We start from the raw sequence: 17,922 nt of genomic DNA on the forward strand, positions 1-17,922 counted from the left end.
CGCGGCTCAGGCCCACAGGTCCGCGCCCCAGCGGGTCAGGACCAGCATGGCGATGATGCCGACGTGGGTGACCGGCAGGACCCAGGTGAACTCGCCGAGGAAGCGCTTCAGCCAGCCCGGGGCGGGCAGCAGGCCGTTGCGCACGTTGAACGAGGTGACGTACCAGAACATGGTGATCGTCGCGACCCAGGCAAGCGAGCACCACAGGCACAGGGCGTTGATCTCGTACAGGGACTGGTACTGGAGCCAGGTGCAGAAGGCCACGCCGAAGAGGGTGCCGAAGTTGAAGGTGAGCCAGTACCAGCGCGGGAAGGCGACCCGGGTCAGCAGGCTCATGCCCACGCAGATCACGATGCCGTAGGCGACGAGGCCGAGCATCGGGTTGGGGAAACCGAAGGCGGCGGCCTGCTTGCTCTCCATGACGCTGCCGCAGCTGATGATCGGGCTGATGCTGCAACTGGGCGTGAAGGTCGTGCCGGCGACCTTGGCCTCGAGGATCTTGAACTTGTCGAGCGTGATGACCCAGGCGGCGAGCAGACCGGCGGCACCGGTGATCAGCAGCAGGATCGCGAACGCACGGCTGCCGCCCACGGTCCGGGGCTCGGTCGCGGTGACGCGCTCGGGCTCGGACTCCGTGGAGACGTCTTTGACTGTCGTCTTGCTCATCACGCCGATCCGTCGCTTGAGAGTTGGACCATCCTCGGGCAGGGGCCATTGTGCCGCACCGGACCGGGTGCGCACCGTTCGGTGCGCATAAGGAAGTACGTAAGGACGCCCCCCGGCGTTCGGTTCCGGCCAAGGCCAGGCGCACACCGGCACGCACGCGTGCCGCTCGGACGAAGGCGCCCCTCCGGAGGACGAACGGGTGCCCGCCAGGTTGACGCCCCGGCCCATGACGAAGGCGCCGGGTCGTCCGACCCGGCGCCTTCCTCGGGCTTGCGCGCCCGCTAGCCCAGCTTCGACTCCAGTTCCGCCACGATCTCGTTGACGCCGATCGCCGTCTGCTCGCCGGACGCCATGTCCTTGAGCTGGACGACGCCCTCTGCGAGGTCGCGTTCGCCGGCGACGATCGTGTAGCGGGCCCCGCTGCGGTTGGCGCTCTTCATGGCGCCCTTGAGCCCCCTGGCGCCGTAGGAGAAGTCGGCCGCGACGCCGAGCTTGCGCAGTTCGGTGACCTTCGCGAAGAGGACCCGGCGGGCCTCCTCGCCGAGCGGGACGGCGAACACGGAGGTCGCGGCGGGCAGTTCCAGCTCCACGCCCTCCGCCTCCAGCGCCAGCACCGTGCGGTCGACGCCCAGCGCCCAGCCCACCGACGGCAGCGCGGGGCCGCCGATCATCTCGGAGAGACCGTCGTAGCGGCCGCCGCCGCCCACCGCGGACTGGGAGCCCAGTCCGTCGTGGACGAACTCGAAGGTCGTGCGGGTGTAGTAGTCGAGGCCGCGGACCAGCTTCGGGTCGTCCTCGAAGACCACGCCCGCCGCCGTGATCAGCTCACGGACCTCCTCGTGGTACGCCTTGCACGCGTCGCAGAGGTAGTCGCGCAGGAGCGGCGCGTCCCCGAGCTGCTTCTGGACCGCCTCGCGCTTGTCGTCCAGGACCCGCAGCGGGTTGATCTCCGCGCGGCTCAGCGTCTCCTCGTCGAGGTCCAGGCCCCGCAGGAAGTTCTGGAGCGCCTCCCGGTACACCGGGCGGCACTCCTTGTCGCCGAGGCTGTTGAGGAGGATGCGGAAGTCGCGCAGCCCCAGCGACCGGTACGCCTGGTCGGCCAGGATGATCAGCTCGGCGTCCAGCGCCGGGTCCTCCGCGCCGATCGCCTCGGCGCCGACCTGGGAGAAGTGCCGGTACCGGCCCGCCTGCGGCTTCTCGTACCGGTAGTACGAGCCCGAGTACCAGAGCTTGACCGGCAGGTTGCCCTGCTTGTGGAGGTTCGCCTCCAGGGCGGCGCGCAGCACGGACGCCGTGCCCTCCGGGCGCAGGGCCAGCCGGTCGCCTCCCTTGGTCTCGAAGGCGTACATCTCCTTGCTGACGATGTCGGTGGACTCGCCCACACCGCGGGCGAACAGGTTGACGTCCTCGAAGCCGGGCGTCTCGACGTAGCCGTAGCCGGAGTTGCGCAGCGGGGCGGCGATCGCCTCGCGTACCGCGAGGAACTTCGCGGAGCGCGGCGGAATCAGGTCGTACGTGCCCTTGGGGGCCTGAAAGGTACTCACGGAAGGTCTCTCGTCACATTCCTCGTCGGGGAGGGGTGTGCGAACCCGCTCCCTGGCCGCCGGCCGCCACCTGCCGCAGATGCGGGTTGGTGGCGCGCTCCTGGCCGATGGTCGTCTGGGGGCCGTGTCCGGACAGCACCACGGTCGAGTCCTCGAGCGGCAGGCACACGCGGGCCAGCGAGTCGAGCATCTCGGCCATGTCACCGCCGGGCAGGTCGGTGCGTCCGATGGAGCCGGCGAACAGCAGATCCCCGGAGAAGAAGACCGACGGGACGTCGGCCGTCTCGGGCATCCGGAAGGTCACCGACCCCTTGGTATGGCCCGGCGCATGGGCGACGGAGAACTGCAGACCCGCCAGGTCCAGCCCGGCGCCGTCGGTCAGCTCACGGACGTCGTCCGGCTCCCCCACGGTCAGCTCGCCCATCAGCGGCATCCCGATGGACCGGCCGAGCGCCTTCTCGGGGTCGCTCATCATGTAGCGGTCCTCGGGGTGGATCCAGGCCGGTACGTCGTGCGCTCCGCACACCGGGACGACCGAGGCCACGTGGTCGATGTGGCCGTGGGTGAGGACGACGGCGACGGGCTTGAGCCGATGCTTCCTGATCGCTTCCTCGACTCCTGGGGCCGCCTGGTGGCCGGGGTCGATGATCACGCACTCCTCACCGGCGGCGGGGGCGACGAGATAACAGTTCGTCCCCCAGGCGCCGGCGGGGAACCCGGCAATGAGCACGATCGTCCTTCGTTTGTGTCGATACGCGTGGGCTTCTGGGCCGCTGCGCCAGTGGTCAGAGCCTACCGGCGCTGCCGTTTCCTCAGCGAACCCATATACGGTACGGGGCACACGCAGGCGGTCGGCTCACAAGACGCACGCGTCCCAGTCGACGTACGAGACGCACGAGGAGAGAACCCGGTGGTCACCCAGGAACAGCGGAAGCGTCAGCTCGCCCGGGAGAAGTTCTTGCGGCAACAGCAGCGGCGCACCTCCGCGCGACGCAAGGCGCGTGCGCGCAACTCGGTGATCGCGTCGGTCCTCGGCGTGATCATCATCGGCAGTGTGGCGCTGTACACGACCGGCGTCATGAAGGACGACGACAAGGCGAACGCGAGCTCGGAGACGACGCCGTCCGCGACGCCGAGCGCCGTCAAGGACCCGTGCGAGAAGGCGGCCGCGGGCTCGGTCAAGACGCAGACCTGGAAGAAGGAGCCGGCGGTCACGATCGACAAGTCGGCGAAGTACACGATGACGCTCGCGACGACGTGCGGGGACATCGGCATAGCGCTCAAGGCGAAGGCCGCGCCGCACACGGTGAACTCGTTCAGCTTCCTCGCCGGCAAGGGCTACTTCGACCACACCAAGTGCCACCGTCTCACCACGAGCGGCATCTACGTGTTGCAGTGCGGCGACCCGACGGGCAGCGGCAGCGGCGGCCCCGGCTACACCATTCCGGACGAGAACCTGAAGGACGCCACCCTCAAGAACAACATCTACCCGGCGGGCACCATCGCGATGGCCAACACCGGTCAGGCGCACACCGGCGGCAGCCAGTTCTTCCTCGTCTACCAGGACAGTCAGCTGCCGCCCAGCTACACGCCCTTCGGCACCGTGTCGGCCGACGGCATGAAGGTCCTGGCGAAGATCGCCGCCGCGGGCGAGAACACGGGAGCCGGTGACGGAGCCCCGAACGCGACGGTCGTGGTCAACAAGGCGACGGTCACGAAATCCTGACGGCGATCTGCCGACCAAGGGGCGGTCAACTGCGCAATTTCGGTCGCGCTGGATGCGGACAGGCGGCCCGCCGGTCGCCTATGTTGGCCGTGACGAAACTGTGGACGATGCCCAGGGGCGCTGAAGCCCCTCGGAGGCATCATGTGGAGGAGGCGCTGTGAGCAGCGACCCGTGGGGCCGCGTCGACGAGACGGGGACCGTGTACGTGCGTACGGCCGACGGCGAGCAGGTGGTCGGCTCCTGGCAGGCAGGCTCCCCCGAGGAGGCGCTGGCCTATTTCGAGCGCAAGTACGAGGGCCTGGTTGTCGAGATCGGCCTCCTCGAGAAGCGAGTGAAGACCACCGATCTGTCGACGAAGGACGCCCAGGTCGCGATCGACCACATCCGCGAGCAGGTCGACGCGCACCACGCGGTCGGTGATCTTCAGACGCTGCGGGACCGGCTGGACAAGCTGGTGGCGACCGTCGAGTCGCGGCGCGAGGAGCGCAAGCAGCAGCGGGCCAAGCAGTCCGACGAGGCCCGCAAGGCCAAGGAGGACCTGGTCACCGAGGCCGAGCAGCTGGCGCAGTCCGACCAGTGGCGGGCCGCCGGTGAGCGGCTGCGGTCGCTGGTGGACATCTGGAAGGGTCTGCCGCGTCTCGACCGCAAGTCGGACGACGAGCTGTGGCACCGGTTCTCGCACGCGCGCTCGGCGTTCTCCAAGCGCCGCAAGGCGCACTTCGCGCAGCTGGACGCGCAGCGCGAGGAGGCCCGGCGGACCAAGGAGCGGCTGGTCACCGAGGCCGAGGCGCTGTCCGGTTCCTCGGACTGGGGTCCGACGGCGGCTCGCTACCGCGAGCTGATGGCGGAGTGGAAGGCCGCCGGCCGCGCCCAGCGCGAGCACGAGGACGACCTGTGGAACCGCTTCCGCGGCGCCCAGGACGTCTTCTTCGCCGCCCGCAGCTCGGTGTTCGCCGAGCGGGACGCGGAGCAGACGGAGAACCTGAAGCTCAAGGAGGAGCTGGCCGAGGAGGCCGAGAAGCTTCTGCCGATCGGTGACCTGAAGACGGCGCGTGCCGCGTTCCGCTCGCTCAACGAGCGCTGGGAGGCCATCGGCCACGTCCCGCGCGACGCCCGCCCGAAGATCGAGGGCCGGATGCACGCCGTGGAGCGGGCGATGCAGGAGTCCGAGGAGACCGAGTGGCGACGGACGAACCCGGAGGCACGCGCGCGTGCCGCGGGTCTGACCGGTCAGCTCCAGGCCGCCGTGGACAAGCTGCGGACGCAGATCGACCAGGCGCGTGCGCAGGGCAACTCCGCGAGAGCCGACAAGCTGGAGCGTGAGCTGGAAGGCCGTCAGGCGCTGCTGGACCAGGCTCTGAAGGGCCTCCAGGAGTTCGGCGGCTGAAGATCCGACCGGCAGCCGCGACCGCGGCCCGGACATCGAAGCGGCCCCCGTACATCGCGTACGGGGGCCTCTCGTGTGCTCGCTTACGGCCTGCGCGCCGATGTCTCCCGGTACACGTCGTAGACGCCCTCCACGCCGCGTACGGCCTTCAGGACGTGTCCCAGGTGCTTGGGGTCGCCCATCTCGAAGGTGAAGCGGGAGGTGGCCACCCGGTCGCGGGAGGTCTGGACCGCCGCGGACAGGATGTTGACGTGCTGGTCGGACAGCACCCGTGTGACGTCCGAGAGGAGGCGGGAGCGGTCGAGGGCCTCGACCTGGATGGCGACCAGGAAGACCGAGGACTGGGTGGGCGCCCACTCGACCTCGAGGATGCGCTCCGGTTCGCGGGACAGTGACTCCACGTTGACGCAGTCGCTGCGATGAACCGATACGCCACTACCGCGCGTGACGAAGCCGATGATCGGATCGCCGGGCACGGGCGTACAACAGCGGGCCAGCTTGATCCAGACGTCGTCGACGCCCTTGACGACCACACCGGGGTCCTGGTTGCTGCGCCGCTTGCGACCGCGGGTGCGGGACGGGACCGTCTCGTCGATCTCCTCGGTGGCCGCCTCCTCGCCGCCGAGGGCCTGCACCAGCTTCTGCACGACGTTCTGCGCGGCCACATGGCCCTCGCCGATCGCCGCGTACAGCGAGGAGATGTCCGGGTAGCGCATCTCGTGCGCCAGCGTGACCAGCGAGTCACCGGTGAGGATGCGCTGGATCGGCAGGTTCTGCTTGCGCATCGCGCGGGCGATGGCGTCCTTGCCCTGCTCGATGGCCTCGTCGCGGCGCTCCTTGGAGAACCAGGCCCGGATCTTGTTGCGGGCGCGCGGCGACTTCACGAAGTTCAGCCAGTCCCGGGACGGCCCGGCCCCGGCCGCCTTGGAGGTGAAGACCTCCACCAGGTCGCCGTTGTCCAGGGTCGATTCCAGCGGGACGAGGCGTCCGTTGACGCGGGCTCCTATGGTGCGGTGGCCCACCTCGGTGTGCACCGCGTACGAGAAGTCCACGGGCGTGGCGCCGGCCGGCAGCGCTATCACGTCGCCCTTCGGCGTGAACACGAAGACCTCGTTGCGCGACAGGTCGAAGCGCAGGGACTCCAGGAACTCGCCGGGGTCCTCGGTCTCCTTCTGCCAGTCGAGGAGCTGCCGCAGCCACGCCATGTCGTTGAGGTGGTCGTCCTTGCCGGTGGTCCTCGGCTGGTCCGAGCGCACCTTGGAGGCGCCGGCGACGGCCTCCTGCTTGTACTTCCAGTGCGCGGCGATGCCGTACTCGGCGCGGCGGTGCATGTCGAAGGTGCGGATCTGGAGTTCGACCGGCTTGCCGTTGGGGCCGATGACCGTCGTGTGCAGCGACTGGTACATGTTGAACTTGGGCATCGCGATGTAGTCCTTGAACCGGCCGGGGACCGGGTTCCATCGCGCGTGCACCGTGCCGAGGGCCGCGTAGCAGTCCCTGACCGTGTCCACGAGGACGCGGATGCCCACCAGGTCGTAGATCTCCGCGAAGTCACGGCCGCGGACGATCATCTTCTGGTAGACGCTGTAGTAGTGCTTCGGGCGGCCGGTCACGGTCGCCTTGATGCGGGCGGCGCGCAGGTCGGCCTGGACCTCGTCGGTCACTATGGCCAGATACTCGTCACGCTTCGGTGCCCGCTCGGCCACCAGCCGTACGATCTCGTCGTACATCTTGGGGTAGAGGATCGCGAAGGCGAGGTCCTCCAGTTCCCACTTGATGGTGTTCATGCCGAGACGGTGGGCGAGCGGCGCGTAGATCTCGAGGGTCTCGCGCGCCTTCTTCTCCTGCTTCTCGCGCTTGAGGTAACGCATGGTGCGCATGTTGTGCAGCCGGTCGGCGAGCTTGATGACCAGGACGCGCGGGTCCTTGGCCATGGCGACGACCATCTTGCGCACGGTCTCGGCCTGCGCGGCCTCGCCGAACTTGACCTTGTCCAGCTTCGTGACGCCGTCGACCAGCAGGGCGACCTGGTCGCCGAAGTCGCGGCGCAGGTCCTCCAGGCCGTACTCGGTGTCCTCGACGGTGTCGTGCAGCAGGCCCGCCATGAGCGTGGCCGGATCCATGCCCAGCTCGGCGAGGATCGTGGTCACCGCGAGCGGATGCGTGATGTACGGGTCGCCGCTCTTGCGCTTCTGACCGCGGTGCCAGCGCTCGGCGACCTGGTAGGACTTCTCGATCTGACGCAGCGTCGCCGTCTCGATCTTGGGATCGTTGCTGCGCACTATCCGCAGCAGCGGTTCCAGGACCGGGTTGTACGGGTTCTGACGCTGGACGCCGAGCCGGGCGAGGCGGGCGCGGACGCGGTTGGAGGAGCCGGAGCGGGCCGGGGGCTGCGCGGCGGCCGGGCGGCCGGCGGGCGCGGCCGAGGAGCCCTCGGGCTGGGCCGGCTTGGGCCGGGGCTGCTCGGCGGGCTTGTCGACAGGCGCGGATCGGTCGTGCTCGACCGCCCCACGACTGTCGTCCTTCGCGTGCGACGCGGGCGACACGGGCGTGGCCGCGGAACCCGAGGCGGGCTCGGGCTTGGCGGCGGTCAGGTGCTGGGCCTCGTCTGGCAAGAGGACTCCTCGTGCGCGATCCGGGTCCCCGGTCAGGCTCCGGAACACCCATCGTAGCGATCCTGAGCTCCAGGATCGCCTTCAGGTTGATGTGAGGGCCGTCTACCGGAGAAACACAAGGGGCGGGCTCCGGATTCCTCCGGGCCCGCCCACTTGGCGTACGACGGTTCTGGGACCGCGCTCAGATCGTGAGCAGCGCCTCCAGAGGCGCTCCGCCGAGGGCCGCCTCCAGGCGGGGACGGCCGTCGAGGAAGCCCAGCTCCATCAGGACGGCGACGCCCGCGACCTGGGCGCCCGCCCGGTGGATGAGCTGGATCGACGCCTCGGCGGTGCCGCCGGTGGCGAGGACGTCGTCGACGATCAGCACCCGGTCGTCGGCGGACAGGTCCTCGGCGTGCACCTCGATCTCGGCCGAGCCGTACTCCAGGTCGTAGGCCTGGCCGAGGGTGGCGCCGGGGAGCTTGCCCGCCTTGCGCACGGGGATGAAGCCCAGGCCGGCCCGGACGGCGACCGGGGCGCCCAGGATGAAGCCCCGGGCCTCCAGGCCGACGACCTTGGTGGCGCCGGTGCGCTCGGCGATCCCTGCGAACGCGTCGGTGAGCGCGGTGAACGCCACCGGGTCCGCCAGGAGCGGGGTGATGTCCTTGAACATCACACCCGGCTCCGGGTAGTCGGCCACGTCACGGATGCGGCTGTGCAGCAGCGTCGTGATGTCGGTGAGCTCGGTCATCGGCGCTTGCCCGACGGACGGCCACGGCCCCGGCCCCGGGACGCGGGCTGGTTGCGCGGCCCGACGACCGCGGCTTCGGCGTCCTCCGGCTCGTCGCCGTAGGTGTCGTCGCCACGGGTCTGCGCGGGCGCCTCCTCGGCCGACGACTGGGCGCGCTTGGCCAGGACGCGCTTCTTCAGCGCCTTGATCTGCGGCTCGCGCTCCTTGAGGTCGGCGACGAGCGGCGTGGCGATGAAGATCGACGAGTACGCGCCGGCCGCGAGGCCGACGAACAGCGACAGCGAGATGTCGTTGAGCGTGCCCGCGCCCAGGAAGCCGCCGCCGATGAACAGCAGGCCCGCCACCGGCAGCAGCGCGACGACCGTGGTGTTGATGGAGCGGACCAGGGTGCCGTTGATCGACCGGTTGGCGATCTCGCTGTAGGTGAAGCGGGTCTGCTTCGTGAGGTCCTTCGTCTGTTCCTTGAGGGAGTCGAAGACCACGACGGTGTCGTACAGCGAGTAACCGAGGATCGTCAGCAGACCGATCACCGTGCCGGGCGTGACCTCGAAGCCGACGAGGGCGTAGATGCCGACCGTGATCGTGATGTCGTGGATCAGGGCGACGAGGGCCGCGATGGCCATGCGCCACTCGAAGGCGATCGCCAGGTAGATCACGACCAGCACCATGAAGATCGCCAGGCCCTGCCAGGCCTTGCTGGCGATCTGGTCGCCCCAGCTGGGACCGACCAGTTCGGCGGTAATGGTCTCCGGGTCGGCCTTGAAGTCCTTGGCCAGCTCGGTCTTGATCCCGTTGGACTGCTTGATGTCCATGCCGGCGATCTGGATGCGCATCGTGCCGTTGCCCAGCTTCTGCACGACCGCGTCATGGCCGGACGCCGACTTCGCGTACTCCTCGGCCTGGGAGACGGAGACGCTCGTCTTCTCGGTGGTGAAGACGGCGCCGCCCTGGAAGTCGATGCCCATGTTCAGGCCGCGCACCGCCAGGCCGACGATGGCCGTGATGGTGATCAGGATCGAGATGCTGTACCAGAGCTTGCGGTGGCCGATGAAGTCGTAGCTGATCTCGCCACGGTGCAGCCGGGCGCCGAGGTTACCGAGTTTCGACATCGCTCAGGCCTCCTTCGTCTCGACGGGGCCGGCGGCAGGACCACCGGGACGGCGGGTGCGGCGCAGCGGCGGCTGGGCACCCAGGCTCTTCGGGTCGAGGCCGGACCACTTGTGGCCGCTCGCGAAGAACTTCCGCCGAGCGATGAGCGTCATCAGCGGCTTGGTGAAGAAGAAGACCACGACCACGTCCAGGACGGTGGTCAGGCCCAGCGTGAACGCGAAGCCCTGGACCTTGCCGACCGTGACGATGAAGAGCACCGCGGCGGCGAGGAACGACACGAAGTCGGAGACCAGGATGGTGCGCCGGGCACGCGGCCAGGCCCGCTCGACGGCGGGGCGCAGGGTACGGCCCTCGCGGATCTCGTCCCGGACGCGTTCGAAGTACACGATGAACGAGTCCGCGGTGATGCCGATGGCGACGATGGCGCCACAGACGGCGGGCAGGTTCAGCGCGAAGCCGATGGCCGGGCCGAGCAGCGCCATGAGCACGTAGGTGAGGGCCGCCGAGACCAGCAGCGACGCGAGGGCGATCATCGCGAGGCCGCGGTAGTAGGCCACCAGGTAGATCACGACCAGCAGGAGGCCGATGGCGCCGGCCAGCAGACCGGCGTGCAGCTGGTCACCGCCGAGCGCCGCCGTCACCGTGGTCACGCTCTGCTCCTCGAAGGAGAGCGGGAGCGCACCGTAGGACAGCATGTTGGCGAGGCCCTGGGCCTCCTCCTGCGTGAAGCTGCCCGAGATCTGGGCCTGGCCGCCGGTGATGGAGGAGCTCACGTACGGGCTGGAGACGACGTTGCCGTCGAGCACGATGCCGAACTCGTTCTGCGGCTGGGTGTTCTGCGCGAGCTGGCCGGTGATCGTGGCGAACTTCTTGGCGCCGGACTTGTTGAAGTCCATGGTGACCTGCCAGCCGGCGGCGGTCTGCGTGTCGTAGACGGCCTGGGCCTTGTCGACCTCGGTGCCGTCGACGGCGGCCGGGCCGAGCAGGTACTTGTACCAGACCTTGTCGCTCTCACCGCAGGCCACGGTCGTGTCCTCGGGCTTGACGCCCTCGCCGGCCTTGATGCGGACCGACTCCTTGGAGCAGTCCAGGGCGGCGTACTTGGCCTGGAGCGCTGCGTCGTCCGCGGTGACGGCGGCGCCGCCGCTCGCGGAGGCCGACGGGCTGGCCGAGGAGCTCGCCTTGGCGCTGGCGGAGGCCGACGGGGTGGAGTCGGCCTTCAGCGCGTCGGTGACGGCGCGGCCCTGCGAGGTGGCGGAGGCCGACGGGGAGGACGAGGAGGTCGCCTTCTCACCGGTGCCGGAGGCGCTCGCCGAGGGGCTCGGAGAGGCGCTGGACGAGCCGCTCGGGGACGCGCTCGGCGAGGCGGCGGCGGAGCCGGTGGCCTCCTGGGCCAGAACCGGGCGGAAGTACAGCTTGGCGGTGGTGCCGACCTGCTCCCGGGCCTTCTCCGAGTTGGTGCCCTTGGGGATGTTCACGATGATGTTGTCGCGGCCCTGGGTCTGCACCTCCGCCTCGGAGACGCCCAGCCCGTTGACACGGCGGTTCATGATCTCGACCGCGGTGTCCATGTTGGCCTTGTTGATCGCGGATCCCTGGTCCGACTTCGCCTTCAGCGTGATGCTGGTACCGCCGGCAAGGTCGATGCCGAGACGCGGAGTGGTGTGACCGGAGGCGAACATGCCTGCGGTGAGCCCCACGATGGCGATCAGGATCAGGGCCAGCGAGCGCCCTGGCTTGCTCTGGGCACTCGCGCTCCGGCCCTTCTTAGGTGCTGCCACCTTCTCGTACTCCCTCTCGGGCCACCTCGCGCCGGGTCAGCGCGGCGGCGGCCATGACATGGTGTCGGGATCCCCTGGCGAGATGCGCGCGCCCCGGCGCGGACGGGTGGGACCCGTGCGCGGCGGGGACGTGGCTACTTCTTCGCGTCGGAGTCGCCGTCGGTCGTCTTCTTCGGCTCTTCGGCAGCCTCGGCCTGCTCGGCGTCGGCGGCCTTCTCCTTCTCCTGGACCTCGTCGGTCGCGTCCTTCTTGCCGAGGTCGACGGCCTTGTCGTCGGAGGCGGCGGCAGCTTCGTCGACGGAGTCGTCGGTCTCGGCGGCCTCGGCGGACCCGGTGAGGGAGGAGGCGTCGTCCGGGACGACGTCGGAGTCGGACTTCAGGTCGTGCTCGATGCCGTGGACGATGCGGTTGTACTCGTCGTCGGTCAGGACGGCACCGATGGAGTTCTTCGCGAAGAGCAGGTCGACGCCAGGACCGGCGTCGAGGAGGACCGTGTCCTCGTTGACCTCCTTCACCGTCGCGTACATGCCTCCGATGGTGCGGACACCACTGCCGGGCTGCATGTCGTTACGCATGCTGGCGGCCTGCTGCTGCTTCTTCTTGGCCGACCGGGTCATCAGGAACATGGCCCCGATGAGCACGATGAACGGGAGGAGGGTCACAGGACTCACGGGACGGACTTCCTTCGGACGACCGCGGTGGTGGAGCGGCCTGTTGGATGGGGGTTGTGTGCTGCCGACAACGGCGGCATCGGCGGAGTCTAAGCGAGTCCGCGCGCATGGAACAACGCTCAGCATGGCACCTGGGTTCCTGGCCCGGTCAACACCTCCGCCGCGGCCCTCCGTGTCACGCCCCGAACAGGTCCTGTTGTCCACTTCCCTGAGCCGGGGTGAGGCCGAGGTGCGCCCACGCGGCCGGTGTCGCCACCCTTCCTCGCGGGGTACGGGCGAGCAGGCCCTCCCTCACCAGGAAGGGTTCGGCGACCTCCTCCACGGTCTCACGTTCCTCCCCCACCGCCACGGCGAGTGTGGACAGGCCCACCGGACCGCCGCCGAACAGCTTCAGCAGGGCCTCCAGGACCCCGCGGTCGAGGCGGTCCAGGCCGCGGGCGTCCACCTCGTAGACCTTCAGCGCGGCTTCCGCGATCTCGCGGGTGATCCTCCCGTCGGCCTTGACCTGCGCATAGTCACGTACGCGGCGCAGCAGGCGGTTCGCGATCCGGGGGGTGCCGCGGGAGCGGCCGGCGATCTCGGCGGCGCCGACGGTGTCGATCTCCACGTCGAGGAGGTCCGCGGAACGGTGGATGACGCGCTGGAGCTCGGCGGGCTCGTAGAACTCCATGTGCGCCGTGAAGCCGAAGCGGTCGCGCAGCGGCGGCGGCAGCAGGCCCGCCCGCGTGGTGGCGCCGACCAGCGTGAACGGGGGCAGTTCGAGCGGGATGGCGGTGGCACCGGGGCCCTTGCCGACGATGACGTCGACGCGGAAGTCCTCCATCGCCATGTAGAGCATCTCCTCGGCGGGCCGCGACATGCGGTGGATCTCGTCGAGGAAGAGGACCTCGCCCTCCTGGAGGGAGGAGAGGATCGCCGCCAGGTCGCCCGCGTGCTGGATGGCGGGGCCGCTGGTGATGCGGATCGGGGCGCCCATCTCGGCGGCGATGATCATCGACAGGGTGGTCTTGCCGAGGCCGGGGGCGCCGGAGAGCAGCACATGGTCGGCGGTGGCGCCGCGCGCGCGTGCGGCGCGCAGGACGAGGTCGAGCTGTTCGCGGACCTTCTCCTGACCGATGAACTCGCCGAGGTCCTTGGGGCGCAGCGCGGCCTCGACGGCCTGGTCCTCACCATCGGCGACAGAGCCGACCAGCCGCTCCGGGGCGGTGTCCTCGGTCGTGTCGTCCCAGTTCACTGATGTCTCCTAGCGGGCGCGGTTCAGGGTCTGAAGGGCGGCCTTCAGGAGGTGGCCCACCTGGGGCGCGCCGGCCGCGGCCTCGGCCTGCGGGGTCACGGCGGCGACCGCCTCGTCGGCCTCGCGGGTCGCGTAGCCGAGACCGATCAGGGCGGCGTGCAGCTGGTCGCGCCAGCCGCTGGTGACCGGTGCGCCGGCCACGGGGGCGCCGAGCGGCTCGCCCAGGCGGTCCTTCAGTTCCAGCAACAGCTTCTGGGCGCCCTTCTTGCCGATGCCCGGCACCGCGATGAGGGCCTTCTCGTCGCCCGTGGCCACCGCGCGGCGCAGGGTGTCCGGCGCGTGGACCGCCAGCATGGCCTGGGCGAGCCGGGGGCCCACCCCGCTCGCCGTCTGGAGCAGCTCGAAGACCTGGCGCTCGTCGTCGTCCACGAAGCCGTACAGGGTCAGCGAGTCCTCGCGGACGACGAGGGAGGTGGCGAGCTTGGCCGGCCGGCCGAGCCGGAGCGTGGACAGCGTGTTCGGCGAGCACTGGATGGCCATGCCCACGCCACCCACCTCGAGCACGGCGGTGTCGGGAGCGAGTGCGGCGACGGTGCCGCTGACGAAGGCGATCATGCCGTACGGCCTTTCGGTGTCTTCTGTGCTGTGGCCGTGTGCAGGGCGACGGCCCGCTGGAGTCGGTTCTGCGCGGGGCCGCGCCAGATGTGGCAGATGGCAAGCGCGAGGGCGTCGGCCGCGTCGGCGGGCCTGGGCGGCGCGTCGAGCCGCAGCAGGCGGGTGACCATCGCGCCGATCTGGGCCTTGTCCGCGCGTCCGCTGCCGGTGACGGCGGCCTTGACCTCGCTCGGGGTGTGCAGGGCGACGGGGATGCCGCGGCGGGCGGCGCACAGCATGGCGACGGCGCTGGCCTGGGCGGTGCCCATGACCGTGCTGACGTTGTGCTGGCTGAACACCCGCTCCACGGCCACGTATTCGGGGCGGTACTCGTCGAGCCACCGCTCCACGCCCTGTTCGATGCCGACGAGGCGCTGCCCCAACTCGGCGTCCGCGGGCGTCCGTACGACACCCACACCGAGCATGGTGAGCGGCCGGCCCGCGACTCCCTCGACGACGCCGACACCGCATCGCGTCAGTCCGGGGTCCACCCCCAATACCCGCACGCGCCTTCCCCTCTTCGCGGCTGAACCGCCGCTGCGGTCCGTGGACGGTGATCTCTGACGTTCGCCAGGCTATCCGCTGCCACCGACAACGACGTCGGGCCGGTAGGACGTGTCCCACCGGCCCGACGGATCCGCTCAGCTCGCGACGGCGTTACGCGTCGACCTTCTCCATGACCTCGTCGCTGACGTCGAAGTTCGCGAAGACGTTCTGCACGTCGTCGCTGTCCTCGAGCGCGTCGATCAGCCTGAAGATCTTCCTCGCGCCGTCCTCGTCCAGCTCGACCTGCATGGTCGGGACGAAGTTGGCCTCGGCGGAGTCGTAGTCGATGCCGGCTTCCTGGAGGGCGGTGCGGACCGCGACCATGTCGGTGGCCTCGGACAGGACCTCGTAGGACTCACCGAGGTCGTTGACCTCCTCGGCACCCGCGTCGAGGACCGCGCCGAGCACGTCGTCCTCGGCCAGCTCACCCTTGGGGACGATGACGACGCCCTTGCGGTTGAAGAGGTACGACACCGAGCCCGGGTCGGCCATCGAGCCGCCGTTGCGGGTCATCGCGACGCGGACGTCGGAGGCGGCGCGGTTGCGGTTGTCGGTGAGGCACTCGATGAGGACCGCGACGCCGTTCGGACCGTAGCCCTCGTACATGATCGTCTCGTAGTCGGCGCCGCCGGCCTCGAGGCCGCCGCCGCGCTTGACCGCGGAGTCGATGTTCTTGTTCGGAACCGAGCTCTTCTTGGCCTTCTGGATGGCGTCGTAGAGGGTCGGGTTGCCCTCGATGTCGACGCCGCCCATCCGGGCCGCCACCTCGATGTTCTTGATCAGCTTCGCGAAGAGCTTGCCGCGCTTGGCGTCGATCACGGCCTTCTTGTGCTTCGTCGTAGCCCATTTAGAGTGGCCGGACATCTGCCTGTCTCCTTCGCGTAACCCATCTGGTCCGAACTCCCCGGGCCTTGGGAATCCGGGGACCCCCAGATCCTACAAGGAGTCCGCCACCCGGTTCGCGCGCACCATGTCGACGAACAGGGCGTGCACACGGTGGTCGCCGGTCAGTTCCGGATGGAAGGACGTGGCGAGCGCGTTGCCCTGGCGGACGGCGACGATGTGGCCCTCGTGCGCGGCGAGCACCTCGGTCTCGGCGCCGACGGACTCGACCCAGGGAGCGCGGATGAACACGCCCTCCACCGGATCGCCCGCGATGCCGGTCACGTCGAGGGCGGCCTCGAAGGACTCGTTCTGCCGCCCGAACGCGTTGCGGCGCACGATCATGTCGATGCCGCCGACGGTCTCCTGGCCCGAGCGCGGGTCGAGGATCTTGTCGGCGAGCAGGATCATGCCCGCGCAGGTTCCGTAGACGGGCATGCCGGCCCGCACGCGCGCGCGAAGGGGCTCCATCACTCCGAAGAGGACGGCCAGCTTGGAGATGGTGGTGGACTCGCCGCCGGGGATGACGAGACCGTCGACGTCGGCGAGTTCCTCGGGACGTCGCACCGGCCTGGCCACGGCGTCGGCCGCGGCCAGGGCGATGAGGTGCTCCCGGACGTCGCCCTGGAGTGCCAGGACGCCTATGACAGGGGCTTCGCGGCTCATGGGAGTGGTTACCAGCCGCGGTTGGCGTAGCGCTCGGCCTCGGGCAGGGTGTCGCAGTTGATGCCGACCATGGCCTCGCCCAGGTTGCGGGAGGCGTCCGCGATGATCTTCGGGTCGTCGTAGAAGGTGGTGGCCTTCACGATGGCGGCGGCGCGCTTGGCCGGGTCGCCGGACTTGAAGATGCCGGAGCCGACGAAGACGCCCTCGGCACCGAGCTGGCGCATCAGCGCGGCGTCGGCCGGGGTGGCGACACCACCGGCGGAGAAGAGGACGACCGGGAGCTTGCCGAGCTCGGCGACCTCCTTGACGATCTCGTACGGGGCGCGCAGCTCCTTGGCGGCGGCGTACAGCTCGTTGTTGTCGAAGCCGCGCAGCTTGGCGATCTCGTTCTTGATCTGGCGCAGGTGACGGACGGCCTCGACGACGTTGCCGGTGCCGGCCTCGCCCTTGGAGCGGATCATCGCGGCGCCCTCGGCGATGCGGCGCAGGGCCTCGCCCAGGTTGGTGGCACCACACACGAAGGGGGTGGTGAACGCCCACTTGTCGGAGTGGTTGACCTCGTCGGCCGGAGTGAGGACCTCGGACTCGTCGATGTAGTCGACACCGAGCGACTGGAGGACCTGGGCCTCGACGAAGTGGCCGATACGGGACTTCGCCATGACCGGGATCGAGACGGCTTCGATGATGCCCTCGATCATGTCCGGGTCGGACATCCGGGCCACACCGCCGTCCTTGCGGATGTCGGCCGGGACCCGCTCCAGCGCCATGACGGCCACGGCGCCCGCGTCCTCGGCGATCTTCGCCTGCTCGGCGTTGACCACGTCCATGATCACGCCGCCCTTGAGCTGCTCGGCCATACCGCGCTTCACGCGCGCGGTGCCGGTCTCGGGGGTCTGGTTTTCGGAGATCGTGCTGGACACGGGGTGACCTAACTCGTAGAAAAAGAGGGCTTCGGCAGCAATGAGGAAACGCGAGTGGACCAGTCCACAGCAAGGGCCAATGGAAAGCCCGTGGATCCTTTTGGTGGATCATGCGGGCCGCGCCGGGCCCCGCCGAGCAGGTCGCGCCGCTCACCCCGGCCGAGTTCTCCCGGACCAGCACGCCGGGCCCGTCGGGCGCCGGGACCTGCGGTTCAGGCCGCGCGGTCCGCGAGGGCGGGCGGCGGTTCGTCGTCCATCTCGAACGCCATCGGGAACGGGGCGTGGCCGGCCAGCCGGAACCAGCGGACCTTGCGGTGCTGGCGCAGTCTGCGGACCGCGCCCACGGCGTCGTTGTGGAAGCGGCGGGCCATGGGGACCCGGAGGACGGCCTCGGTGAGCTCACGGGCCGCCGCGTCTCCCCCGGGCGCCTCGCGTACGACGTCCAGTTGCCGCGCGTCCGCGAAGACGGCCCGCAGGGCCTGGCTGAGCTCGCTCTCGGCGACCTCCCGCTGCTCCTCCTCGGCCTGCCGCGCCGCGTGCGCGGCCTCGTACAGGACGATCGAGGCGGCAGGGTCGAGCACCTTGGAGGTGGCCAGCTCCTGGGCCACGGACGCCCGGCGCAGCAGCTGCGCGTCCAGCGCGGCGCGGGCGGCGTCGATACGGGAGTGCAGCCGGTCCAGCCGTCCCGCCGTCCAGCTCAGGTACAGGCCGATCGCCACGAGGACGACAAGGGTCCAGATCAGGGTTGCGGTCACGGGCGGCAAGGCTACCCGTGACCCTCACGGCGGCG

At 69.8% G+C, this 17,922-nt stretch carries 17 protein-coding genes; 2 read left to right on the forward strand and 15 right to left on the reverse strand.

Features of this window, described 5'->3' with window-relative positions; genetic code table 11:
- Nucleotides 1-6: 6 nt before the first annotated feature.
- The 3 genes from ACFWBD_RS34450 to ACFWBD_RS34460 all read right to left on the reverse strand — a co-directional run bounded on the left by ACFWBD_RS34450 (nt 7) and on the right by ACFWBD_RS34460 (nt 2,940).
- Entirely contained in the window at nt 7-666 is a 660-nt protein-coding gene (locus tag ACFWBD_RS34450) for a vitamin K epoxide reductase family protein (protein WP_385675705.1), read from the reverse strand.
- 281 nt (nt 667-947) lie between these two features.
- Complete coding sequence (gene hisS / locus ACFWBD_RS34455) at nt 948-2,210, reverse strand: histidine--tRNA ligase (protein ID WP_385675709.1); 1,263 nt, start codon at nt 2,208-2,210, stop codon at nt 948-950.
- 13 nt (nt 2,211-2,223) lie between these two features.
- The gene (locus ACFWBD_RS34460) at nt 2,224-2,940 is read right to left on the reverse strand and encodes an MBL fold metallo-hydrolase (protein ID WP_385675712.1); all 717 of its coding nucleotides are present in this window, start codon (nt 2,938-2,940) and stop codon (nt 2,224-2,226) included.
- Nucleotides 2,941-3,120: 180 nt separating this feature from the next.
- Here ACFWBD_RS34460 and ACFWBD_RS34465 point away from each other — a divergent pair, with 180 nt between their 5' ends.
- Both ACFWBD_RS34465 and ACFWBD_RS34470 read left to right on the forward strand, forming a co-directional pair.
- Nucleotides 3,121-3,936, forward strand: a complete 816-nt coding sequence (locus ACFWBD_RS34465; RefSeq protein ID WP_385675715.1) for a peptidylprolyl isomerase — start codon at nt 3,121-3,123, stop codon at nt 3,934-3,936.
- A gap of 157 nt (nt 3,937-4,093) precedes the next feature.
- Nucleotides 4,094-5,323, forward strand: a complete 1,230-nt coding sequence (locus ACFWBD_RS34470) for a DUF349 domain-containing protein (RefSeq protein ID WP_385675718.1) — start codon at nt 4,094-4,096, stop codon at nt 5,321-5,323.
- A gap of 83 nt (nt 5,324-5,406) precedes the next feature.
- On the opposite strand, the gene ACFWBD_RS34475 is transcribed toward ACFWBD_RS34470, so the two are convergent.
- From ACFWBD_RS34475 to ACFWBD_RS34530, 12 genes are all read right to left on the reverse strand, one after another.
- Complete coding sequence (locus tag ACFWBD_RS34475) at nt 5,407-7,938, reverse strand: RelA/SpoT family protein (protein WP_385675721.1); 2,532 nt, start codon at nt 7,936-7,938, stop codon at nt 5,407-5,409.
- Between the two features lie 181 nt (nt 7,939-8,119).
- A complete protein-coding gene (locus tag ACFWBD_RS34480) occupies nt 8,120-8,668 on the reverse strand; it encodes an adenine phosphoribosyltransferase (RefSeq protein ID WP_171396126.1) in 549 nt (182 codons plus the stop codon).
- A complete protein-coding gene (gene secF / locus ACFWBD_RS34485) occupies nt 8,665-9,777 on the reverse strand; it encodes a protein translocase subunit SecF (protein ID WP_385675725.1) in 1,113 nt (370 codons plus the stop codon). The genes ACFWBD_RS34480 and secF overlap by 4 nt, the downstream gene beginning before the upstream one ends.
- A 3-nt stretch (nt 9,778-9,780) precedes the next feature.
- Entirely contained in the window at nt 9,781-11,559 is a 1,779-nt protein-coding gene (gene secD, locus ACFWBD_RS34490; RefSeq protein ID WP_385675728.1) for a protein translocase subunit SecD, read from the reverse strand.
- A gap of 134 nt (nt 11,560-11,693) precedes the next feature.
- A complete protein-coding gene (yajC, locus tag ACFWBD_RS34495) occupies nt 11,694-12,230 on the reverse strand; it encodes a preprotein translocase subunit YajC (RefSeq protein WP_385675731.1) in 537 nt (178 codons plus the stop codon).
- A gap of 175 nt (nt 12,231-12,405) precedes the next feature.
- Complete coding sequence (gene ruvB, locus ACFWBD_RS34500) at nt 12,406-13,464, reverse strand: Holliday junction branch migration DNA helicase RuvB (protein ID WP_385675733.1); 1,059 nt, start codon at nt 13,462-13,464, stop codon at nt 12,406-12,408.
- Between the two features lie 9 nt (nt 13,465-13,473).
- Entirely contained in the window at nt 13,474-14,079 is a 606-nt protein-coding gene (ruvA, locus tag ACFWBD_RS34505) for a Holliday junction branch migration protein RuvA (RefSeq protein WP_385675736.1), read from the reverse strand.
- Nucleotides 14,076-14,624 carry a crossover junction endodeoxyribonuclease RuvC gene (gene ruvC / locus ACFWBD_RS34510; RefSeq protein ID WP_385675739.1) on the reverse strand — a complete coding sequence of 183 codons (549 nt, stop codon included), beginning with the start codon at nt 14,622-14,624 and terminating at the stop codon, nt 14,076-14,078. Before ruvC ends, ruvA begins: the two co-directional genes overlap by 4 nt.
- Nucleotides 14,625-14,775: 151 nt before the next feature.
- Complete coding sequence (locus tag ACFWBD_RS34515; protein WP_385675743.1) at nt 14,776-15,528, reverse strand: YebC/PmpR family DNA-binding transcriptional regulator; 753 nt, start codon at nt 15,526-15,528, stop codon at nt 14,776-14,778.
- A gap of 72 nt (nt 15,529-15,600) precedes the next feature.
- Nucleotides 15,601-16,212, reverse strand: a complete 612-nt coding sequence (pdxT, locus tag ACFWBD_RS34520) for a pyridoxal 5'-phosphate synthase glutaminase subunit PdxT (RefSeq protein WP_385675746.1) — start codon at nt 16,210-16,212, stop codon at nt 15,601-15,603.
- Between the two features lie 8 nt (nt 16,213-16,220).
- Nucleotides 16,221-17,132: a pyridoxal 5'-phosphate synthase lyase subunit PdxS gene (pdxS, locus tag ACFWBD_RS34525; RefSeq protein WP_351768163.1), complete on the reverse strand. Its 912-nt coding sequence runs from the start codon at nt 17,130-17,132 to the stop codon at nt 16,221-16,223.
- A gap of 212 nt (nt 17,133-17,344) precedes the next feature.
- Nucleotides 17,345-17,896 (reverse strand): hypothetical protein, encoded by a 552-nt coding sequence (locus ACFWBD_RS34530; protein ID WP_385675750.1) that lies wholly within the window; start codon nt 17,894-17,896, stop codon nt 17,345-17,347.
- Between the last annotated feature and the right edge of the window lie 26 nt (nt 17,897-17,922).

This window comes from Streptomyces sp. NPDC060002, from assembly GCF_042737245.1.
GTDB lineage: Bacteria > Actinomycetota > Actinomycetes > Streptomycetales > Streptomycetaceae > Streptomyces.

What these genes read in the sequence shown, in the direction of transcription:
- ACFWBD_RS34515 (WP_385675743.1), bottom strand. Translation starts at nt 15,528, where the DNA reads ATGTCCGGCCACTCTAAATGGGCTACGACGAAGCACAAGAAGGCCGTG.
- ACFWBD_RS34480 (WP_171396126.1), bottom strand. Translation starts at nt 8,668, where the DNA reads ATGACCGAGCTCACCGACATCACGACGCTGCTGCACAGCCGCATCCGT.
- ACFWBD_RS34450 (WP_385675705.1), bottom strand. Translation starts at nt 666, where the DNA reads ATGAGCAAGACGACAGTCAAAGACGTCTCCACGGAGTCCGAGCCCGAG.
- secF (WP_385675725.1), bottom strand. Translation starts at nt 9,777, where the DNA reads ATGTCGAAACTCGGTAACCTCGGCGCCCGGCTGCACCGTGGCGAGATC.
- pdxT (WP_385675746.1), bottom strand. Translation starts at nt 16,212, where the DNA reads ATGAGCCGCGAAGCCCCTGTCATAGGCGTCCTGGCACTCCAGGGCGAC.
- ruvA (WP_385675736.1), bottom strand. Translation starts at nt 14,079, where the DNA reads ATGATCGCCTTCGTCAGCGGCACCGTCGCCGCACTCGCTCCCGACACC.